Origin of the sequence: Nocardia inohanensis NBRC 100128 (assembly GCF_001612945.1) — a bacterium.
Lineage (GTDB): Bacteria > Actinomycetota > Actinomycetes > Mycobacteriales > Mycobacteriaceae > Nocardia > Nocardia inohanensis.
Map to the genome: position 1 here is coordinate 167,609 of NZ_BDBK01000001.1, position 16,408 is coordinate 184,016.

17 protein-coding genes are annotated in these 16,408 nt (G+C 67.3%); 10 read left to right on the forward strand and 7 right to left on the reverse strand.

The features are described 5' to 3' along the window. Positions 1 to 45: 45 nt before the first annotated feature. From NI1_RS39750 to NI1_RS00770, 3 genes are all read right to left on the reverse strand, one after another. Positions 46 to 168: a hypothetical protein gene (locus tag NI1_RS39750; protein ID WP_281179475.1), complete on the reverse strand. Its 123-nt coding sequence runs from the start codon at positions 166 to 168 to the stop codon at positions 46 to 48. Then, positions 165 to 1,907, reverse strand: a complete 1,743-nt coding sequence (gene ctaD / locus NI1_RS00765) for an aa3-type cytochrome oxidase subunit I (protein ID WP_067814999.1) — start codon at positions 1,905 to 1,907, stop codon at positions 165 to 167. Before ctaD ends, NI1_RS39750 begins: the two co-directional genes overlap by 4 nt. A gap of 187 nt (positions 1,908 to 2,094) precedes the next feature. After that, the gene (locus NI1_RS00770; RefSeq protein WP_067815001.1) at positions 2,095 to 3,294 is read right to left on the reverse strand and encodes a 3-ketosteroid-9-alpha-monooxygenase, oxygenase component; all 1,200 of its coding nucleotides are present in this window, start codon (positions 3,292 to 3,294) and stop codon (positions 2,095 to 2,097) included. A 211-nt stretch (positions 3,295 to 3,505) separates the two neighbouring features. On the opposite strand from NI1_RS00770, the gene hsaA reads away from it, so the two are divergent. The 8 genes from hsaA (at position 3,506) to NI1_RS00810 (ending at position 12,106) form a co-directional block, all read left to right on the forward strand. Next, entirely contained in the window at positions 3,506 to 4,669 is a 1,164-nt protein-coding gene (gene hsaA / locus NI1_RS00775; RefSeq protein WP_067813082.1) for a 3-hydroxy-9,10-secoandrosta-1,3,5(10)-triene-9,17-dione monooxygenase oxygenase subunit, read from the forward strand. Between the two features lie 106 nt (positions 4,670 to 4,775). Beyond that, positions 4,776 to 5,159 carry a cupredoxin domain-containing protein gene (locus NI1_RS00780; RefSeq protein ID WP_084522433.1) on the forward strand — a complete coding sequence of 128 codons (384 nt, stop codon included), beginning with the start codon at positions 4,776 to 4,778 and terminating at the stop codon, positions 5,157 to 5,159. 97 nt (positions 5,160 to 5,256) lie between these two features. Then, the gene (locus NI1_RS00785; RefSeq protein WP_067813085.1) at positions 5,257 to 6,603 is read left to right on the forward strand and encodes a cytochrome P450; all 1,347 of its coding nucleotides are present in this window, start codon (positions 5,257 to 5,259) and stop codon (positions 6,601 to 6,603) included. Next, positions 6,600 to 7,511, forward strand: coding sequence for an alpha/beta fold hydrolase (locus NI1_RS00790; protein WP_067813086.1), 912 nt, complete (start codon positions 6,600 to 6,602; stop codon positions 7,509 to 7,511). Before NI1_RS00785 ends, NI1_RS00790 begins: the two co-directional genes overlap by 4 nt. After that, entirely contained in the window at positions 7,495 to 8,352 is an 858-nt protein-coding gene (locus tag NI1_RS00795) for an SDR family NAD(P)-dependent oxidoreductase (protein WP_067813091.1), read from the forward strand. Before NI1_RS00790 ends, NI1_RS00795 begins: the two co-directional genes overlap by 17 nt. Continuing rightward, entirely contained in the window at positions 8,349 to 9,833 is a 1,485-nt protein-coding gene (locus tag NI1_RS00800; protein WP_067813092.1) for a flavin-containing monooxygenase, read from the forward strand. Before NI1_RS00795 ends, NI1_RS00800 begins: the two co-directional genes overlap by 4 nt. Further along, the gene (locus NI1_RS00805; RefSeq protein WP_067813093.1) at positions 9,830 to 10,438 is read left to right on the forward strand and encodes a TetR/AcrR family transcriptional regulator; all 609 of its coding nucleotides are present in this window, start codon (positions 9,830 to 9,832) and stop codon (positions 10,436 to 10,438) included. Before NI1_RS00800 ends, NI1_RS00805 begins: the two co-directional genes overlap by 4 nt. 177 nt (positions 10,439 to 10,615) lie before the next feature. Then, entirely contained in the window at positions 10,616 to 12,106 is a 1,491-nt protein-coding gene (locus NI1_RS00810) for an amidase (protein ID WP_067813094.1), read from the forward strand. Here the strand turns inward: NI1_RS00810 and NI1_RS00815 are convergent. Both NI1_RS00815 and NI1_RS00820 read right to left on the reverse strand, forming a co-directional pair. Next, positions 12,093 to 12,554 (reverse strand): NUDIX domain-containing protein, encoded by a 462-nt coding sequence (locus NI1_RS00815; RefSeq protein ID WP_067815003.1) that lies wholly within the window; start codon positions 12,552 to 12,554, stop codon positions 12,093 to 12,095. The two genes, NI1_RS00810 and NI1_RS00815, sit on opposite strands and share 14 nt — an antisense overlap. Positions 12,555 to 12,564: 10 nt before the next feature. Next, positions 12,565 to 13,182, reverse strand: coding sequence for a VC0807 family protein (locus NI1_RS00820; protein WP_067813095.1), 618 nt, complete (start codon positions 13,180 to 13,182; stop codon positions 12,565 to 12,567). Between the two features lie 315 nt (positions 13,183 to 13,497). On the opposite strand from NI1_RS00820, the gene NI1_RS00825 reads away from it, so the two are divergent. After that, complete coding sequence (locus NI1_RS00825; protein WP_169815514.1) at positions 13,498 to 14,079, forward strand: TetR/AcrR family transcriptional regulator; 582 nt, start codon at positions 13,498 to 13,500, stop codon at positions 14,077 to 14,079. 6 nt (positions 14,080 to 14,085) lie between these two features. Here NI1_RS00825 and NI1_RS00830 read toward each other — a convergent pair whose 3' ends face one another. After that, on the reverse strand, positions 14,086 to 14,982 hold the full coding sequence (locus tag NI1_RS00830) for a serine hydrolase (RefSeq protein ID WP_084522435.1): 897 nt from the start codon (positions 14,980 to 14,982) through the stop codon (positions 14,086 to 14,088). 141 nt (positions 14,983 to 15,123) lie between these two features. On the opposite strand from NI1_RS00830, the gene NI1_RS00835 reads away from it, so the two are divergent. Further along, on the forward strand, positions 15,124 to 15,696 hold the full coding sequence (locus NI1_RS00835) for a hypothetical protein (RefSeq protein ID WP_067813097.1): 573 nt from the start codon (positions 15,124 to 15,126) through the stop codon (positions 15,694 to 15,696). Positions 15,697 to 15,709: 13 nt separating this feature from the next. Here NI1_RS00835 and NI1_RS00840 read toward each other — a convergent pair whose 3' ends face one another. Continuing rightward, positions 15,710 to 16,366: an SDR family oxidoreductase gene (locus NI1_RS00840; RefSeq protein ID WP_067815007.1), complete on the reverse strand. Its 657-nt coding sequence runs from the start codon at positions 16,364 to 16,366 to the stop codon at positions 15,710 to 15,712. Positions 16,367 to 16,408: the final 42 nt, after the last annotated feature.

Below are 16,408 nucleotides of genomic sequence, written 5' to 3' on the forward strand. Positions count from 1 at the left end.
GGGTGATGCAGTCGGAAACATCGTCGTCGCCGGGCATCGTGCGGTTCAGCGCGCGAGGTGGGTCAGCAGAATCATGCCCGCGATGAGGAGCAGGCCGGTCAGCGCGGCGACGGCTCCGGGCGGGAGCTGGAGGATGCGGAAGGTCGAGAGCTGTTGGGGGCGAGTCATTTCGGCTCCGGAAGCGGGGTCTTCTCGGTTACGGTGTGGGCTTTCGCGCCCCAGCCGACGTGGGCTTCGGCGCGCATGCGCTCGACCATGTGCGGGTAGTGCAGTTCGAAAGCGGGGCGCTCGGAGCGGATTCGGGGCAGCTCGTAGAAGTTGTGGCGCGGGGGTGGGCAGGTGGTGGCCCACTCGAGGGAGTTGCCGTAGCCCCAGGGGTCGTCCACGGTGACGACTTCGCCGTAGCGGTAGGACTTGAAGACGTTCCACAGGAAGGGAATCATCGACGCGCCCAGCACGAACGAACCGACGGTCGAGACCTGGTTCAACAGGGTGAAGCCGTCCGAGGGCAGGTAGTCGGCGTAGCGGCGCGGCATGCCGGCGTTGCCGAGCCAGTGCTGGGCCAGGAAGGTCAGGTGGAAGCCCAGAAACGTGGTCCAGAAGTGCCACTTGCCGAGGCGTTCGTCCAGCATGCGTCCGGTGATCTTGGGGAACCAGAAGTAGATGCCGGCGAAGGTCGCGAAAACCACTGTGCCGAACAGGGTGTAGTGGAAGTGCGCCACCACGAAATAGGTGTCGGACACATGGAAATCCAATGGCGGGGCGGCGAGCACGACGCCGGACAGGCCGCCGAACAGGAAGGTCACCAGGAATCCGAGCGAGAACAGCATCGGGGTTTCGAAGGTGAGCTGGCCCTTCCACAGCGTGCCGATCCAGTTGAAGAACTTCACGCCCGTCGGGACCGCGATGAGGAAGGTCATGAACGAGAAGTACGGCAGCAGTACGGCTCCGGTGGCGTACATGTGGTGCGCCCACACCGCGATGGACAGCGCGGCGATGCCCAGGGTCGCGTAGACCATGCCGGTGTAGCCGAACAATGGTTTGCGGGCGAAGACGGGGAAGATCTCGGAGACGATGCCGAAGAACGGCAAGGCGATGACGTAGACCTCGGGGTGGCCGAAGAACCAGAACAGGTGCTGGAACAGCATCACCCCGCCGGAGGCCGGATCGTAGATGTGCCCGCCCAGGTGCCGGTCGTAGAACAGGGCCAGGGCCGCCGCGGTGAGCAGCGGAAACACCAGCAGGATAAGGAAACTGGCGACGACGACGTTCCAGGTGAAGATCGGCATCCGGAACATGGTCATGCCCGGGCAGCGCAGGCACACCACCGTGGTGAGCATATTGACCGCGCCGAGGATGGTGCCCAGACCCGAAACGCCCACGCCCAGAATCCACAGATCCGCGCCGACGCCGGGGGAGTGCACGATATCGGTCAACGGCACGTAAGCCGTCCACCCGAAATCGGCCGCGCCGCCGGGGGTGATGAATCCGGCGGTGGCCATGGTCGCGCCGAACAGATACAGCCAGTACGACAGGGCGTTCAGCCGGGGAAAGGCGACGTCGGGTGCGCCGATCTGCAAGGGCAACAGGATGTTCGCGAATCCGAAGATGATCGCGGTGGCGTAGAACAGCAGCATGATGGTGCCGTGCATGGTGAACAGCTGGTTGAACTGTTCGGGCGAGAGGAACTGCATGCCCGGATGCGCCAGCTCGCCGCGCATCAGCAACGCCATCAAGCCCGCGATCAGGAAGAACGACATCGAAGTCACCAGGTACATCTGGCCCAGCACCTTCGGGTCGGTGGTGGTGACCAGCTTGTGAACCAGTGCTCCCTTGGGTGCCTGCCGCGCGGGATACGGGCGCTCGGCCTGTAGCGGTAGTTCGGGTTTCGGTGATACTGCGGTCACCAACATCCTCCTTGCCTGGGGCTCGCGGGCGGTTCTCCGCCTCGCGAGCACCCGGTCGACCAGCTCGAACCAGGCGCACGCTACTGAGCGATATCGAGGCTGAGAATGCCTGGCAGACCGGTCGTGACTTCCGGCTGGAGATAGATGACCTTGGTCCCCGGGAAGCGGGGACCAGCTTCGACGGGCGTCAGCTCACACTCGCCGGCCGCGCCGCCTCGGCCGCCCGCTTGCCGCGGAGATTCTCGGCTACTTCGGCTTCCCACGCTTCGTTGGCCTTGGATGTGTCGACCTCGAATTCGAAGCGCTGCCGCGATTTCGGATCGATATCGGCGACGTTCACATAGAACTGCTCGTACCAGCGGCGCAGTTGATAGACGGGTCCGTCCTCGTCGCACAGCAGCGGGTTCTCGATTTTGGACTTGTGTTTCCAGATCTCCACGTCCTGTAGGAACCCGACGCCGATGCCCTCGACCATCTTGGCGGCCAGCCGATTCGCCGCCGCGTCCGACAGGCCCGTGGGCTTCTCCAGGGTGATCCCGTATTGCAGCACGAAGGAATCCTGGGTCACCGGATAGTGGCAGTTGATCAGCACGCTGTCGACCTCGAACCCGCCGTAATTGTGGCGCAGCGGGTTGATCATGTAGGACGGGCCGAAATAGGAGGCTTCCGACTCCAGCAGCGTGTCACCGTATTTCGCGGCGGCGCCGATATCGGGGCGGCCCTTGGTTTTCAGGTACTGGGTCGCGATATGGCCTTCGAAGACATTCTTGAAAAAGGTCGGGAAGGCGTAGTGGATGTAGAAGAAGTGTGCCATGTCCACGATATTGTCGATGATCTCGCGGCAGTTGGAGCCTTCGATGAGGATCGAGTTCCAGGTCCACGGCGTCCAGTCGGGGTGGTGCGCGTCGGTGGGGTTGCCGTCGCGGTCGGAGTACGGTCCCTCGATGGAGGGGATGGTCACCTCGGGTGGGGGCGGGTTGCCTTCGTGGTCGTGCCACACGAACAATTGCCCGTTGCGCTCCAAGGTTTTCCACGCTCGCGTGCGTGCGAGCGGGGGCACCCGGCGGGCGTAGGGGATGTCCGTGCATTTGCCGTCGCCGCCCCAGCGCCAGTCGTGGAACGGGCAGGCGACGGCGCCGTCCTTGACCGCGCCCATGGACAGGTCGCCGCCGAGATGGCGGCAGTAGGCGTCGAGCACTCGCAATGCTCCGGTGCTGTCGGCCCAGACGACGAGCTTGGTGCCGAAAGCCTGGACGGAGTGCGGTTTTCCGTCCCGGAAGGTCGAAGCCAGGCCCAGGCAGTGCCAACCCCGGGCGTAGCGGGTGGGCGCGGCGCCCACGTCGATCTCGCGGACCTGCCGGGTACGCGCCGCAGGAGTCGTCACCATCATTCCCTCCCGATTAGTTGCTAGAACACGTTGCAGAACTGTGTCAGATTCGGGTATGAGGCCCGCCCGGCGCAATGGTCCAAAGTCCTCATACTTGGTTATTTTCGTCCGGTGTTGATCCAGCCAGGAGCGGCGATAGTTGCTGCAACACGTTCTAGTCTTGTGATTGCCGGAGCCGGCGGTCACCGACCAGTCAGGAGCAACCGGCGAGATGACCCGTGAAACCCTCGACCGCGTGGCGGCGCTGCTGCCCGCGCTGCGTGACCGAGCCCGAGCCACCGAAGACCTTCGCCGCATCCCCGACGAGTCGATCAAGGATCTACAGCAGGCGGGATTCTTCAGGCTGATGCAGCCGCGTCAGTGGGGCGGCCACGCAGCCGATCCGGTGATCTTCTACGACACGGTCCGCAAGCTCGCGAGCGCCTGCGGCTCCACCGGCTGGGTCGCGGGCATCCTCGGTATCCACAACTGGCATCTGGCGTTGTTCGATCAGCATGCGCAGGAAGATGTCTGGGGTACCGACCCCGACGTCCGAATCGCCTCGTCCTACGCGCCGATGGGTGCGGGCACGGTGACCGGTGGCGGTTATCTGGTGAACGGCACCTGGGCCTGGTCCTCCGGCTGTGACCACGCCGACTGGGTGGTGGTGGGCGGCCCGGTGATCAGGAACGGCAAGCCCGTCGACTTCGGCTCGTTCCTCGTCCCCCGCACCGACTATCGCATCGATGACGTGTGGAACGTGGTCGGGCTGCGCGGCACCGGCTCCAACACCATCGTGATCGAGAACGTCTTCGTGCCCGCACACCGGTTCCTGAGCTTCCGGGCCATGAACGAAATGAAAGCCCCCGGCCTGCACCGCAACACCGATCCGGTCTACAAGATGCCGTGGGGCACCATCCATCCCACCACCATCTCGACCCCGATCGTGGGCATGGCCTACGGCGCACTCGAGGCGCACATCGAACACCAGGGCAAGCGTGTACGCGCCGCCTACGCCGGTGAGAACGCCAAGGACGATCCGTTCGGCAAGGTCCGCATCGCCGAGGCCGCCAGCGATATCGACGCCGCCTGGCGTCAACTGTCGGGCAACGTGGCCGACGAATACGCCTACCTCGTCGCGGGCAAGGACGTTCCGTTCGAGGTGCGGGCCGCCGCGCGCCGCGACCAGGTGCGCGCGACCGGCCGCGCCATCGCCTCGGTCGACCGGCTCTTCGAGGCCGCCGGCGCCACCGCGCTGACCAATGGCACTCCGTTGCAGCGCTTCTGGCGGGACGCGCACGCCGGCCGCGTGCACGCCGCCAACGATGCCGAACGCGCCTACGTCATGTACGGCACGCACGCGTTCGGTCTCCCGACCACCGACACGATGGTGTAGCGGCGAGGGCGGTGTTCGTCAGCGGCGACCTGATGCATCGGCTGGGGATTGAACTGTGGCGGAGGGTTGTACGTGGATGTGGTGGGGGTTCTCGTAGGAGGAAACGATGCGCATCACATCCGGGGTCCGGGTTCGCCGTTCCGCAGTCGGCTGGTTGCTGGCGTTGTTGTTGCTGGTCGCGACTGTCGCGTGTGGTGGTTCGGATAGTGGGGACGGTGGCGGCACGACTGCCGCGCGGGCCGGGGCTGGGCAAATCGTTATGAGCGGCAACAAATTTCAGGTGCCGGTGACGGTTGCGCCTGGTGCGACGGTGACTTTGGTCAACAAGGACAAGGTGGAGCACAGTGTTACCTCTACGCAGGCCGGGCTGTTCGATGTGGAGGTCGAAGGGGGCGAGTCGAAGACGTTCACCGTGCCGGCGAACGCGGGGAGCTACTCCATCTATTGCCGGTATCACTCGGGGATGACCGGGACGCTGGTCGTCGGGTAGTGGTTCGGGCGGGTCGGTGGGGAGTGACCCTTGCCACAGTTGGTACACGAGCGTACCGTGAGGGCGGTACATAGGGGTACCAGGCTGGGAGTGGCTGATGACCACAGTGAAATTGCCGGAGGGGCCTTCGACGCCCGGATTCGTTCAGGCCGTGGAGATCTTGACGGGGCGGACGCGGGCTTGGCGGCGGATGCATCGGAAGTACGGGTCGGCGTTCATGATCCGGATGCCTCGGTTCGGGCCGACGGTGGTGATTTCGGAGCCGTCCGAGGTGCGGACGTTGTTCACGGCGGGGAGTGATGTCGCGGACAATATCGATGCCAATTTGGGGCAATTCCTCGGGCCCGGTTCGCTTTTCGCGTTGCGGGGGGATGAGCACAAGAAGGAGCGCAAGCTGCTGGCGCCGCCGTTTCATGGGCGGCGGCTGGCGGTGTACGAGGAATTGATCGAGGAGGAGGCCGTCAAGGAGATGGCTTCCTGGCCGTCGGGGCGCGAGTTCTCGACGATGGACTCGATGATGCGGATCACCCTGAATGTGATTCTGCGGGCCGTGTTCGGGGCCGAGGGGGCGGAATTCGAGCGATTGCGGGAGCTGCTGCCGAAGCTGGTGCTGGTCGGGTCGGCGCTGGCGGCCGTTCCGGTGCCGCGAAAGTTCCTGGGGCGGTACGGGCCTTGGGGGCGGTTCGCGGAGTATCGGCGGCAGTACGACGAGATCGTGGCGGGGTTGATCGGGCGGGGAGCGCAGGATCCCGCGCTGAGCGAGCGCCACGATGTGCTGGCCATGCTTTTGCAGGCGCGCTACGACGACGGCTCCGCCATGACCCATCAGGAGATCGCCGACGAGCTGCTGACACTTCTCACGGCCGGGCACGAGACGACGGCCACCTCCCTGGCTTGGACCGTCGAACGCCTGCGGCGGCATCCGCAGATCCTGGAACGCCTTGTCGCGGAAGTCGATTCGGGCGGTTCGGCGCTGCGCGAGGCCACCCTGCTGGAGGTGCAGCGGGTGCGGCCGGTCATCGACGCCACGGCGCGCAAGGTGCGCGCGGAGACCATGCAATTGGGTCGCTGGAGCATCCCGCGCGGACAGCACGTGATGGTCAGCATCCGGCTCATGCACGACAACGAAGAACTGTTCCCGAACGCCCGCACCTTCGATCCGGATCGATTCGTGGGCGTACGGCCCGGCACGTTCAGCTGGATCCCGTTCGGCGGCGGCGCGCGACGGTGCATCGGCGCGGCCTTCGCGACCATGGAGATGAATATCGTATTGCGCACGCTACTGCGGGATTTCACGCTGGAGCCCACCGACGCACCGGACGAGCGCACCCATTTCCGCGGCGTCGCACTGGTTCCCGCGAAGAAGGGCCGCGCGGTGGTCTACCGGCGCACACCGAAACCTTTGACAGACACCGGAACTCGCGCCGAACAGGTGAACGCATGACCGCCGATCGCCATGCCGAGGTCGGCGGCGGCATCACCCTGGCCTATGAGCAACTGGGCGACGACGACGGCACCCCGCTACTGCTCATCGCCGGACTCGGGCAGCAACGCCACGAATGGCACGACGGCCTGGTGCGGCTGCTCACCGCCCGCGGCTACCAGGTCGTCCGCTTCGACAATCGCGATGTGGGCGCATCCACCCATGCCACGTTCCGGCCGCCGGGCCCGGTGGATCTGCTCCGGAAACGCTGGCACCCGGAGCAATACGACCTCGGTTCGATGGCCGCCGACACCACCGGACTGCTGGACGCGCTGGGCTGGGAATCGGCGCATCTGGTCGGCATGTCCATGGGCGGCATGATCGCGCAGACCGTGGCCGCCCGCGCACCGCACCGGGTGCGCTCGCTGACCTCGATCTTCTCCACCTCCGGCGCGGCCAGGGTGGGGCGGCCCGCGCTCTCCACCTGGATGCGCATGTTCGCCGCACCCGCCCGCACCCGGGACGAGCACATCGCGGCCGCGGTGCGCATGTACCGCCATATCGGTTCCGCCGGTTACCCGTTCGACGAAGCACTGGTCGCCGCGGTCGCGGGCCGGACCTGGGATCGCGACCCGCGCCCCGCCGCCGGCGTGGGCCGCCAGCTCGCCGGAATCCTGAAATCCGGCGATCGAACCCGGGAACTCCGCACCATCACCGCGCCTACGCTGGTCTTACACGGCGATCGGGATCGAATGGTCAACCCGACCGGCGGAAGCGTTACCGCCCAGGCTGTTCCGGGTGCGCGGCTGCACACCCTGGCCGGTATGGGCCACGATCTGCCGGCCGCGCTGTGGCCGACGCTCGCGGACCTCGTCGACACCCACATCCGCACCGCCGAATCCAGGAGCACCGATGCCCCGAACCTCTAGGCCCCTCTCCGGCCACCCGGTCATGATCACCGGCGCGGCCTCCGGCATCGGGCGCGGCCTCGCCCGATTGCTCTCGGGGCGCGGATCGCCGGTGGCTATCGCCGATATCGATGCCGACGGTCTGAAGCAGACCGCCGCCTCGCTCACCGGCCCGGTGCTGACCCGCGTGCTCGATGTGCGCGACGCCGCCGAACAGGTCGCCTTCGCCGACGAGGTGCGCGAATGGCTGACCGCGCCGCTGGCGGCGGTATTCAACAATGCCGGGGTCGCGGTGGCCTCCTCGGTGATCGACAGCGTGCCCGCCGACGACGAATGGCTGCGGCAGATCAACTTCGACGGCGTGGTGAACGGCACCCGGGCCTTCCTGCCGATCCTGGTGGAGCAGGGCAGCGGCGCGATCGTCAACACCTCCAGCGTGTACGGTCTGGCGGGGATGCCGTACCAAAGTGCCTACTGCGCGGCGAAATTCGCGGTGCGCGGGTTCACCGAGGCACTGCGGCAGGAGCTGCGGGGAACCGGGGTGTCGGCGGTGACCGTGCACCCCGGCGGCATCACCACCAATATCGCGCGCAATGCCCGCATCCGGAAGGATCCGGAGGGCCGGGGCCGCACCAAGGATCAGCTGGCCGACGAATTCGAGGCCATCACCATGACCTCGCCGGACAAGGCGGCCGAAATCATCTGCCGCGGAGTCGAAAAGGGCAAAGCGAGGATTCTGGTCGGCCCCGACGCCTACCTGTTCGACATTCTCACCCGGGTGAGCCCCACCCACTATTTCGACGTGCTCGCCTTCGTCATGGAGCGAGCGCGCGGCCGGGCGGCGAAGGGAACCTCGAAGTGACCGAACATCTGGACGTGGTGATCGTCGGCGCCGGGCTCTCGGGCATCGGGGCGGCGCATCACCTTCAGCAGGCGTTCCCGCGGCGCACCTACGTCATCCTGGAGGCGCGCGAAACCAGCGGCGGCACTTGGGATCTGTTCCGGTACCCGGGTGTGCGCTCGGACTCCGACATGCACACCCTCGGCTATCGATTCCGGCCGTGGGTGGCGGCGGAGGCCATCGCGAACGGGCCCGCGATCCTGGATTACATTCGCGAGACCGCCGCCGACGGGGGCATCGACAAGCGAATCAGATTCGGGCACAAGGTGACCCGGGCTTCCTGGTCGAGCCAGGACGCGCGCTGGACGGTGCGGTTCGACCACGGCGGCACCGCTTCGGAGATCACCTGCTCGTTCCTGTACGTGTGCAGCGGCTACTACCGGTACGACCGCGGATTCACCCCCGAATTCGACGGAATCAATGATTTCCGTGGGCAAGTCGTGCACCCGCAGCAGTGGCCGGAGGACCTGGACTACGCCGGTAAACGGGTCGTGGTGATCGGCAGCGGAGCCACCGCCGTCACCTTGGTCCCGGCCATGGCCGAGCAGGCCGCACAGGTCACCATGTTGCAGCGCTCGCCGACCTACATCATGTCGCTGCCCAGCGTCGACGCCGTCGCCACCCGGCTGCGCGAACTGCTCGGCCCGCGCCGCGCCTACGCCATCACCCGGTGGAAGAACGTCGCGGTCAGCACGCTCATCTATCAGCTGAGCCAGCGCCGACCGGCCATGATGCGCAAGTTCATTCGCGATCAGACGGTGAAGCAGCTACCGGACGGGTACGACGTGGACACCCATTTCAACCCCGTCTACGACCCGTGGGATCAGCGACTGTGCCTGGTGCCGGACGCGGATCTGTTCAAGGCCATCCGCGCGGGCAAGGCCGGGGTGGTCACCGATCGCATCGACCGGTTCACCCCGACCGGACTGCGCCTGGAATCGGGTGCGGAGCTCGAGGCCGACATCATCGTGACGGCCACCGGGCTGGACATGCTGGCCTTCGGCGGGATGACCCTCGAGGTGGACGGCCGGACCATCGAGTTGCCGGACACCATGGCCTACAAGGGCATGATGCTCAGCGGCGTCCCGAATTTCGCCTTCACCATCGGCTACACCAATGCCTCCTGGACGTTGAAGGCCGACCTGGTCGCCGAATTCGTCTGCCGCATGCTGCGGCACCTGGACCGCAACGGCTACAGCTACTTCACGCCGTGGCCCGACCCCGGCGTGACCCCGTCCCCGCTGATGGACTTCCAGGCCGGATACGTGTTGCGCGCCATCGACCGCTTCCCCAAGGCCGGATCGCGGGCCCCGTGGCGACTGGGCATGAACTACGCGCAGGACGTGCTCACCCTGCGGCACGGGCGGATCGAGGACGGCACGATTCGCTTCGCACACCGGACAGTCGCGGCGGAAAGGGAGAAACTACCCTGGTCGTCGTGACCCGAGCCGAGCCGACCAGCAGCGCCGTCGCCGAATCCGCGTTCCGGCGGCGGCTGTTGGAGGGCATGGCCGAGGCGGTGCGCGAACGCGGCTACAAGGACGCCACGGTCGCCGATGTGGTGCGGGCCGCCCGCACCTCGCGACGCACCTTCTACGAGCACTTCGCCGACAAGCAGGCGTGCTTCATCGCGCTGCTGAGCGAACGCAACAACGACACGGTGCGGGAGATCTACGCGGCGGTGGATGCCTCGGCGTCCTGGCGGGTTCAGGTGCAGCAGGCGGTGCAGGCATGGATCGCGGCGTCCAAACAGGACACCTCGATCACTCTGGCCTGGATTCGCGACACCCCGGCGCTCGGTGAGCGGGCCAGCCAACTGCATCACGATGCCGCCGACGCGTTCATCGACCTGATCCAGAACCTGACCGCCACACCGGCTTTCCATTCCGCCGGCCTGCACCCGCCCACCCGCCAGATGGCGACCATTCTGTACGGCGGCTTCCGCGAACTCATCGCCTCCACCGTGGAGGCGGGACGCGACGTGGACGAGATCATCCCCGTCGCGGTGGAGACCGCCATCGCACTGGTCGGCCCGCGCTACGAATAGCGCGTGCCGCGCCGGTGCCCGACTTTCCAGCGGAGACCCGGAGATTCGCGACGCTGCGATCGAATCGCCGACTCCGGCTACCGATTTGGGTTTCGAGATTCGGCATTCGTCACCGGCACGCTGGTGCCAGCCTGATGGAACCGGGCCGAACGGGAACCCGCGCGTGAGGAGACGACGATGAGGTACGACGAATACCGCGCCCACGATGCCGTCGGATTGGCCGAACTGGTCGCCCGCGGCGAGGTGCACCCCACCGAACTACTGCAAGTGGCGCTGGACCGGCACGCGCAGGTCGGTCCCGCCATCAATGCGGTGAGCCTGCTCATGGACCGGGTGGGCAAGGAACTCGCCGATCGGCCGGATCGGTCCGGGCCGTTCGCGGGGGTGCCGTTCCTGATCAAGGACCTGATGCAGGACTTCGCCGGGTATCCGACCTCGGCGGGAACCGGTCCGCTGCGCCGGATTCCGGCCGAAAGGCACAGTATCGCGGTGCGGCGGTGGCTGGACGCGGGACTGGTCGTGTTCGGGAAGACCGCGACGCCGGAGTTCGGCAGCAAGGGCATCACCGAGACCCGGACCTTCGGGGCCACCCGCAATCCGTGGGATCTGGGGCGCACGCCGGGTGGTTCGTCCGGTGGTTCGGCGGCGGCGGTGGCGGCCGGGATCGTGCCGGTGGCCGGAGCCAGTGACGGCGGCGGCTCGATTCGAATTCCCGCCGCGCACACCGGATTGTTCGGGCTCAAGCCCGGCCGCGGCCTGGTGTCCAGCGGCCCGGAGCTGGGCGATCCGCTCTTCGGCGCGGCCTCGGAGGGCGTACTCTCGCGCTCGGTGCGCGATACCGCCCGCATGCTCGATGTTCTCGCGGTACCGGATGCCGCCGCGCCGTTCCACATCGAGCGCCCCGACCGCCCCTACTTCGATGCCGTCACCGATGCGCCCCGCCGGCTGCGCATCGGGTTCAGCCACGAATCACCCTTGGGCACACCGGTGCACGCGGAAGCCGTTCGCGCCGTGGAGGATGCGGCCGAGCTGCTCGAATCCCTGGGGCATCGCGTCGAATCCGGGGCGCCCGCGATCGACGGCAAGCAGATGGCGATGGACTTCATGACCGTGTGGACCGCCGTCGCCGCCGCCGAACTCGCCGAAGCCTGCCGTCGCACCGGCGCGCGGCCCGGCGAATTCGATATCGACACCCAGGTTCTCGCGGCGGTGGGGCGGTCGGTGTCCGCACCGCAGCTGGTCGGGGCGCAGGCGCGGTGGAACATCTACACCCGGGCGCTGGCGGAGTTCCACGAGCAGTACGACCTGTTACTGACCCCGACCCTGGCCGAACCGCCGCTACGTATCGGCCAGAACCGCACGCCGCCGGCGCTGGAACGCGCCCTGCCGCCGCTGCTCAAGCTGGGGGCCGGAAATATGCTCCCGCGCACCGACTTCTATCGCGAGCTGGTGACCTCGAACCTCTCGGCGATACCCTTCACCCAGCTGGCCAATATCACCGGCCGCCCCGCCATGAGCGTCCCCACCCATTGGACGGCCGCGGGCCTGCCGCTCGGCACCCAGTTCGTGGGCCCGCCCGGGAGCGAATATCTGCTGCTGCAATTGGCCGCCGAGCTCGAAACGGCGGTGCCGTGGGCGGATCGGGAACCGCCGCTCACGCATCGTTGAGCGGCACACCGTGTTCGAGGTAGCCGGTCGTGCCGCGCTCGGCCGCTGCGAACGCCTGCCGTAACCGGCGCGCCAGGCGTGGAATCACGTAATCCTCGATCTCGTCGATCGACGTCCACGCCCAGTCGTCCAATTCGGCGGCTTGCAGGACGATCGCCTGTTCGTCTTCGATTGCGCCGCAGTCGAAGACGAACAGGATCCGGTCGCGTTCGGTGTCGGTGGGCGCCCAGTCCTGCACCAGCAGGCGGCGCGGTGCGTGATCCAGGCCGAGCTCCTCGAGCACCTCGCGATGGCAGGCGCGGGAGGGGGATTCACCGGGCTCCACATACCCGCCCGGAATATCCCAGCCGTTGCCGTAGGTCTTGTGCACCAGGAACACCTCGCGCTCGCGGGTGAAGAGCGCACCGGCGGCCATCCGAGCACGGGCGAAGAGCGGTTCGACGGTCATCGGCTGATTCTCACCGAGCCGGTACGAGTTCACCGGCTTCCGCGATCCGTTTCCGATCGCGCCGGTGCTGGCGGTAGGTCCAGCCGCCCAGAATCGCCAGCACGATCAGTTCCAGCAGTGGCGATACCCCGGCCGCGACCGGGATCGGGAGCAGGAACACCAGCGCCGCGCGCAGGGCCGATTCGCCGGTGAGCACCGCGCCCCAGAGCCCGGTCCGCCGCCGATGCCCGCGAATCTCGCTGAGGGACAAGGTTTCCACGCCGTGCAGGCGTTGCGCGAGGTACGCCGTGACCGGGACCGCCGTGCGGGCACTGGCCAGGAAGATCAGGCCGGTGATGGCGCTGATCGCCGGATCGCGCAGCAGCACCAGGCGCGGGTCGCGGGTGGCCAGGGCCATGGCCAGCATCAGCGCATAGGTGACGATCATGGTGAGCGCGACCGCATCGAGCTGACGGGTCCGGACGGTCCCCACGGCCAGCCACAGGGTCGCCACCGTCGCGGCGGTGATCAGGGCCCGCACCACGCCGAACCCGGCGGCCTGGGTGAGGTAGAAGGCGGCGGGGGAGACGCCGATATCCAATGCGAGCCAGAGGATTCGGAGACCTTTGCGGGGCACGGGAAGCGTCATGATCGGCTCGGATCGGGTCGGGGACCTGTCGGGTCGCACAGTGGATATTGCCGCCGCCCGGCAGCAGTTCGCGGGCAGGGGAGATAGCAGGCGTGGTGGGGCTCCCATGCGGCTGGTCTCCGGAATCCGTCGGCGGCGGAGGTGGTGGCGAGATCGGCGTTCATGGGAGTTCCGTTCGGTTCGGGTCCGCTCTCTTGAAATGACGGTACCATACGAGTGTATGACTTGTTAAGGTGCAGTTATTCTGCTATATAATACGAATGTATTAGGGTGATCGTGTTCAGAATGCTTCCCGCCGCACGCAGAGGGGCCGAAATGGTCGATAGCCGCACCGACAGCACGGATCGGCGCAATCAACTGCTGGACCGGCTGGCGGACGCCATTGCCGAGGGCGGCATCGAGGGGGTCAGCATCCGCGATCTGGCGCAGCGCGCGGGCGTCTCCATCGGGACCGTGCAGTACTACTTCTCGACCAAGACCGATCTGCTCACGGCGGCTTGGTATCACGTGCGGGATCAGGCCGTCGAACGGTTCCGGCAATCCGGGATCGGCGAGCTCGAACCGGGTGAACAACTGCTCGGGGTGACCGAACTGCTGCTCACCCCGACGCCCGAGCACCGGCTGTCGCGCATGTGGCTGGCGCTGGTCGCGCGGGCCGCTCACGATCCCGGTATCGCCGCGCTGCATCGTGAGCAGTGGGCCGATACCGCGGAGCTGCTGGCTCGTCTGCTGGCAGCGGCCAATCCGGTGCGCGCCGCCGAATCCGCCGATGCCGCAACCGAACTGCTGGGGCTGCTGGACGGGCTCTCGATCGCGGTGCTCACCGAACCCGATCGGGTATCGCCCGAGCGCGGGCGGCGCATCGCTCGGGGCTGGGTGCGGCGCTGGCTGGACTGAGGCGGCTCAGATCAGGGCCGGCTGGATCAGCGTCACCGCGGCGGTGAGCGCGGATTCGGCGTCGGCCCAAGGGGTTTCGACCGGCTGGGTGGTGAGGATGACGACGGCGTAGCGCAGCGGTTGACCGGCGGCGGGGGCCACCAGACCGGTGGTGGCCAGGGTGAGGGAGTCGTCGAGATACATCCAGCCCTGCTTGACCGCCCACCGATGGCCGGGCAGGGCGTCGGGGATGCCGAAGAACTGGTCGGTGCCGTCGGCGGACACCTGTTCGGTGTCGCGCATCGCGGTGAGGATGAGATCGCGCGCCGCGGCCGGGGCACGGGTGCTGAGATAGGTGAGTACGGTGACGACATCCCTTGGGGTGGTACGAGTTTCGCCCCATTGATCGAGGTCGTCGGGCGGTATGGTGCCGGGTAATCCGATGAGGCCGGTCATCCGTTCGATGATCTCGCCGCGGCCGCCCTCGTCCCAGAGCGCGTCGGCGATATCGTCGTCACTGGTCGAGAGCATGGCGGTGAGCAGGTCGGCGGCGGCCGAATCCGGCTGCCAGTCGGCGCTTTTCAGTGCATCCAGGGCGATCAGCAGCTTCACCACCGAGGCCGTGTAGAACTGGGCGCTCGCATCGAGGGACGCGATCACGGTGCCGCCGGCCAGGTCGACCACATCGATGCCGACCGCCGCGCCGGGGCAGGCGGTCCGGATCGCCTCCCGCATCCGCTGGGCCAATTCGGTGGCCGCCGGTGCGGCCGGGGCGATGGTTGCCGGCGGTTTGATCATCAATGGAATCGGCCCGGTCGGGTTGTTCTCCGTCGCGGCCGCCTTCGCCGCGAGTAGCGCGACGATCGCGGCGGCCGCCAGCCACAGCCACCGCACATACGGTGATCGGGGCCGCCTCGGGGTCATCTGTCAACTATCGCCGGGCCCGCCGCCGTGTGGTGTGCCATGAAGTTGCCTATCCGGTCTCGATTCGGTTTCGGGCCGGTTCGATGCATCGCGCGCGATCTACTATCGCGATGGGTCGGGGACATCCGATGGAGGCCCCAGATGCACATGTTTTCTGAGTTTCTCCGGAACACGCTCGCCAGGTGTGTGCTCCCGCTCGCGCTCGGCGCAATCCTCATATCCCTACCGGTCGCCATGCCCGCCGCGCACGCCGATGCGGACTATGGCGGCGGGTGCGCGCTCTATACCGGCAATCGCGCCGCGACCATCGACGCGCTCCGCTTCCGTTGCTCGAATGCCCAGCAGGACAATATCTTCCGAGACGCCCCGCGCGGCGCGGTGCCGATGGGCATCAAGGACGGCTGGGTGGCGCGGGGTGACGTCAAGCCGATCGCACCGGCACTGTGGATCGGCAAGACCTTCTTCACCGGACCGGACGGCGGGTATCTGCTCAACCGGCTGACACCGGCCGGCATCGAGGCGATACCGGCCGACGTCTACTCCGGAGCGGCCATTCTGGACGGCGGGCCGGTGTGGGCGCTCAACTACGCGCCGTCGCCGTTCCCACAGGTCTACGACGAGATACGCGAAGTCACGCCGGGCGTGTGGTTCGGGTACTCGTGGTGGCGTGACGGGGGTGGGATCTCGCAGATGCTGATGTTCATCCTCGCCTGAGCCGCCTGAAGTATCAGGCCAGCCGGCCGCCACCGTCCACGTGCAGGGTGGTGCCGGTGAGGAACGGATTGGTCAGAGCCAGCAGGGCGGCCGCGGAGATATCGGCGGTGGTGCCGACGCGACGGGCCGGATTGCGGGCCGCCACGGCTTCGAAGAACGCGGCCTTGCCCGGGCCGTCCCATGCGCCGGAGTCGATGATGCCGGGGGAGAGGGCATTCACCCGCAGCGGCGCGAGTTCGACCGCCAGGGCCTCGGCCAGGGTCGCGGCGGCGGCATTGGTGGCGGCCATGACCGAGCGGCCCGGAGCGGGCCGCCAGGCGGCGACGCCGGAGAACAGCAGGATCGACCCGCCCGGGCGGAAGCGCGGGGCGAAGTGCTTGGCCAGCAGGATCGGGCCGATCACCTTGGCGTCGAAGGCGCGGTGCACGGCGTCGCGGTCGAGTTCGGTGACGGGGCCGTTGGCGTGGTCAGCGGCGAGGGAGACCAGGTGATCGAGCTCGCCGACGCGGGCGGCCAGGGCGCGAATCGAATCCTCATCGGTCAGATCCACTTCCGGGCGGCCGACCGAAATAACCTCTGCGCCTGCCGCTTTCGCATCGTGGGCCAGCTGCTGGGCGATGCCGGAGTGCGCGCCGATGATGAGAATCTTCTGGTTCTGCAAAGTTGTCATGACATCGTCAGCGTTCGCGGCCCGCCGTCTCATCCCGTCGTG

Bases quoted from the DNA above. Each gene is read 5' to 3' on its own strand.
- NI1_RS39750 (WP_281179475.1), bottom strand. From the start codon at position 168: ATGACTCGCCCCCAACAGCTCTCGACCTTCCGCATCCTCCAGCTCCCG.
- NI1_RS00770 (WP_067815001.1), bottom strand. From the start codon at position 3,294: ATGGTGACGACTCCTGCGGCGCGTACCCGGCAGGTCCGCGAGATCGAC.
- hsaA (WP_067813082.1), top strand. From the start codon at position 3,506: ATGACCCGTGAAACCCTCGACCGCGTGGCGGCGCTGCTGCCCGCGCTG.
- NI1_RS00780 (WP_084522433.1), top strand. From the start codon at position 4,776: ATGCGCATCACATCCGGGGTCCGGGTTCGCCGTTCCGCAGTCGGCTGG.
- NI1_RS00785 (WP_067813085.1), top strand. From the start codon at position 5,257: ATGACCACAGTGAAATTGCCGGAGGGGCCTTCGACGCCCGGATTCGTT.
- NI1_RS00790 (WP_067813086.1), top strand. From the start codon at position 6,600: ATGACCGCCGATCGCCATGCCGAGGTCGGCGGCGGCATCACCCTGGCC.
- NI1_RS00795 (WP_067813091.1), top strand. From the start codon at position 7,495: ATGCCCCGAACCTCTAGGCCCCTCTCCGGCCACCCGGTCATGATCACC.
- NI1_RS00810 (WP_067813094.1), top strand. From the start codon at position 10,616: ATGAGGTACGACGAATACCGCGCCCACGATGCCGTCGGATTGGCCGAA.
- NI1_RS00815 (WP_067815003.1), bottom strand. From the start codon at position 12,554: ATGACCGTCGAACCGCTCTTCGCCCGTGCTCGGATGGCCGCCGGTGCG.
- NI1_RS00820 (WP_067813095.1), bottom strand. From the start codon at position 13,182: ATGACGCTTCCCGTGCCCCGCAAAGGTCTCCGAATCCTCTGGCTCGCA.
- NI1_RS00825 (WP_169815514.1), top strand. From the start codon at position 13,498: ATGGTCGATAGCCGCACCGACAGCACGGATCGGCGCAATCAACTGCTG.
- NI1_RS00830 (WP_084522435.1), bottom strand. From the start codon at position 14,982: ATGACCCCGAGGCGGCCCCGATCACCGTATGTGCGGTGGCTGTGGCTG.
- NI1_RS00835 (WP_067813097.1), top strand. From the start codon at position 15,124: ATGCACATGTTTTCTGAGTTTCTCCGGAACACGCTCGCCAGGTGTGTG.
- NI1_RS00840 (WP_067815007.1), bottom strand. From the start codon at position 16,366: ATGACAACTTTGCAGAACCAGAAGATTCTCATCATCGGCGCGCACTCC.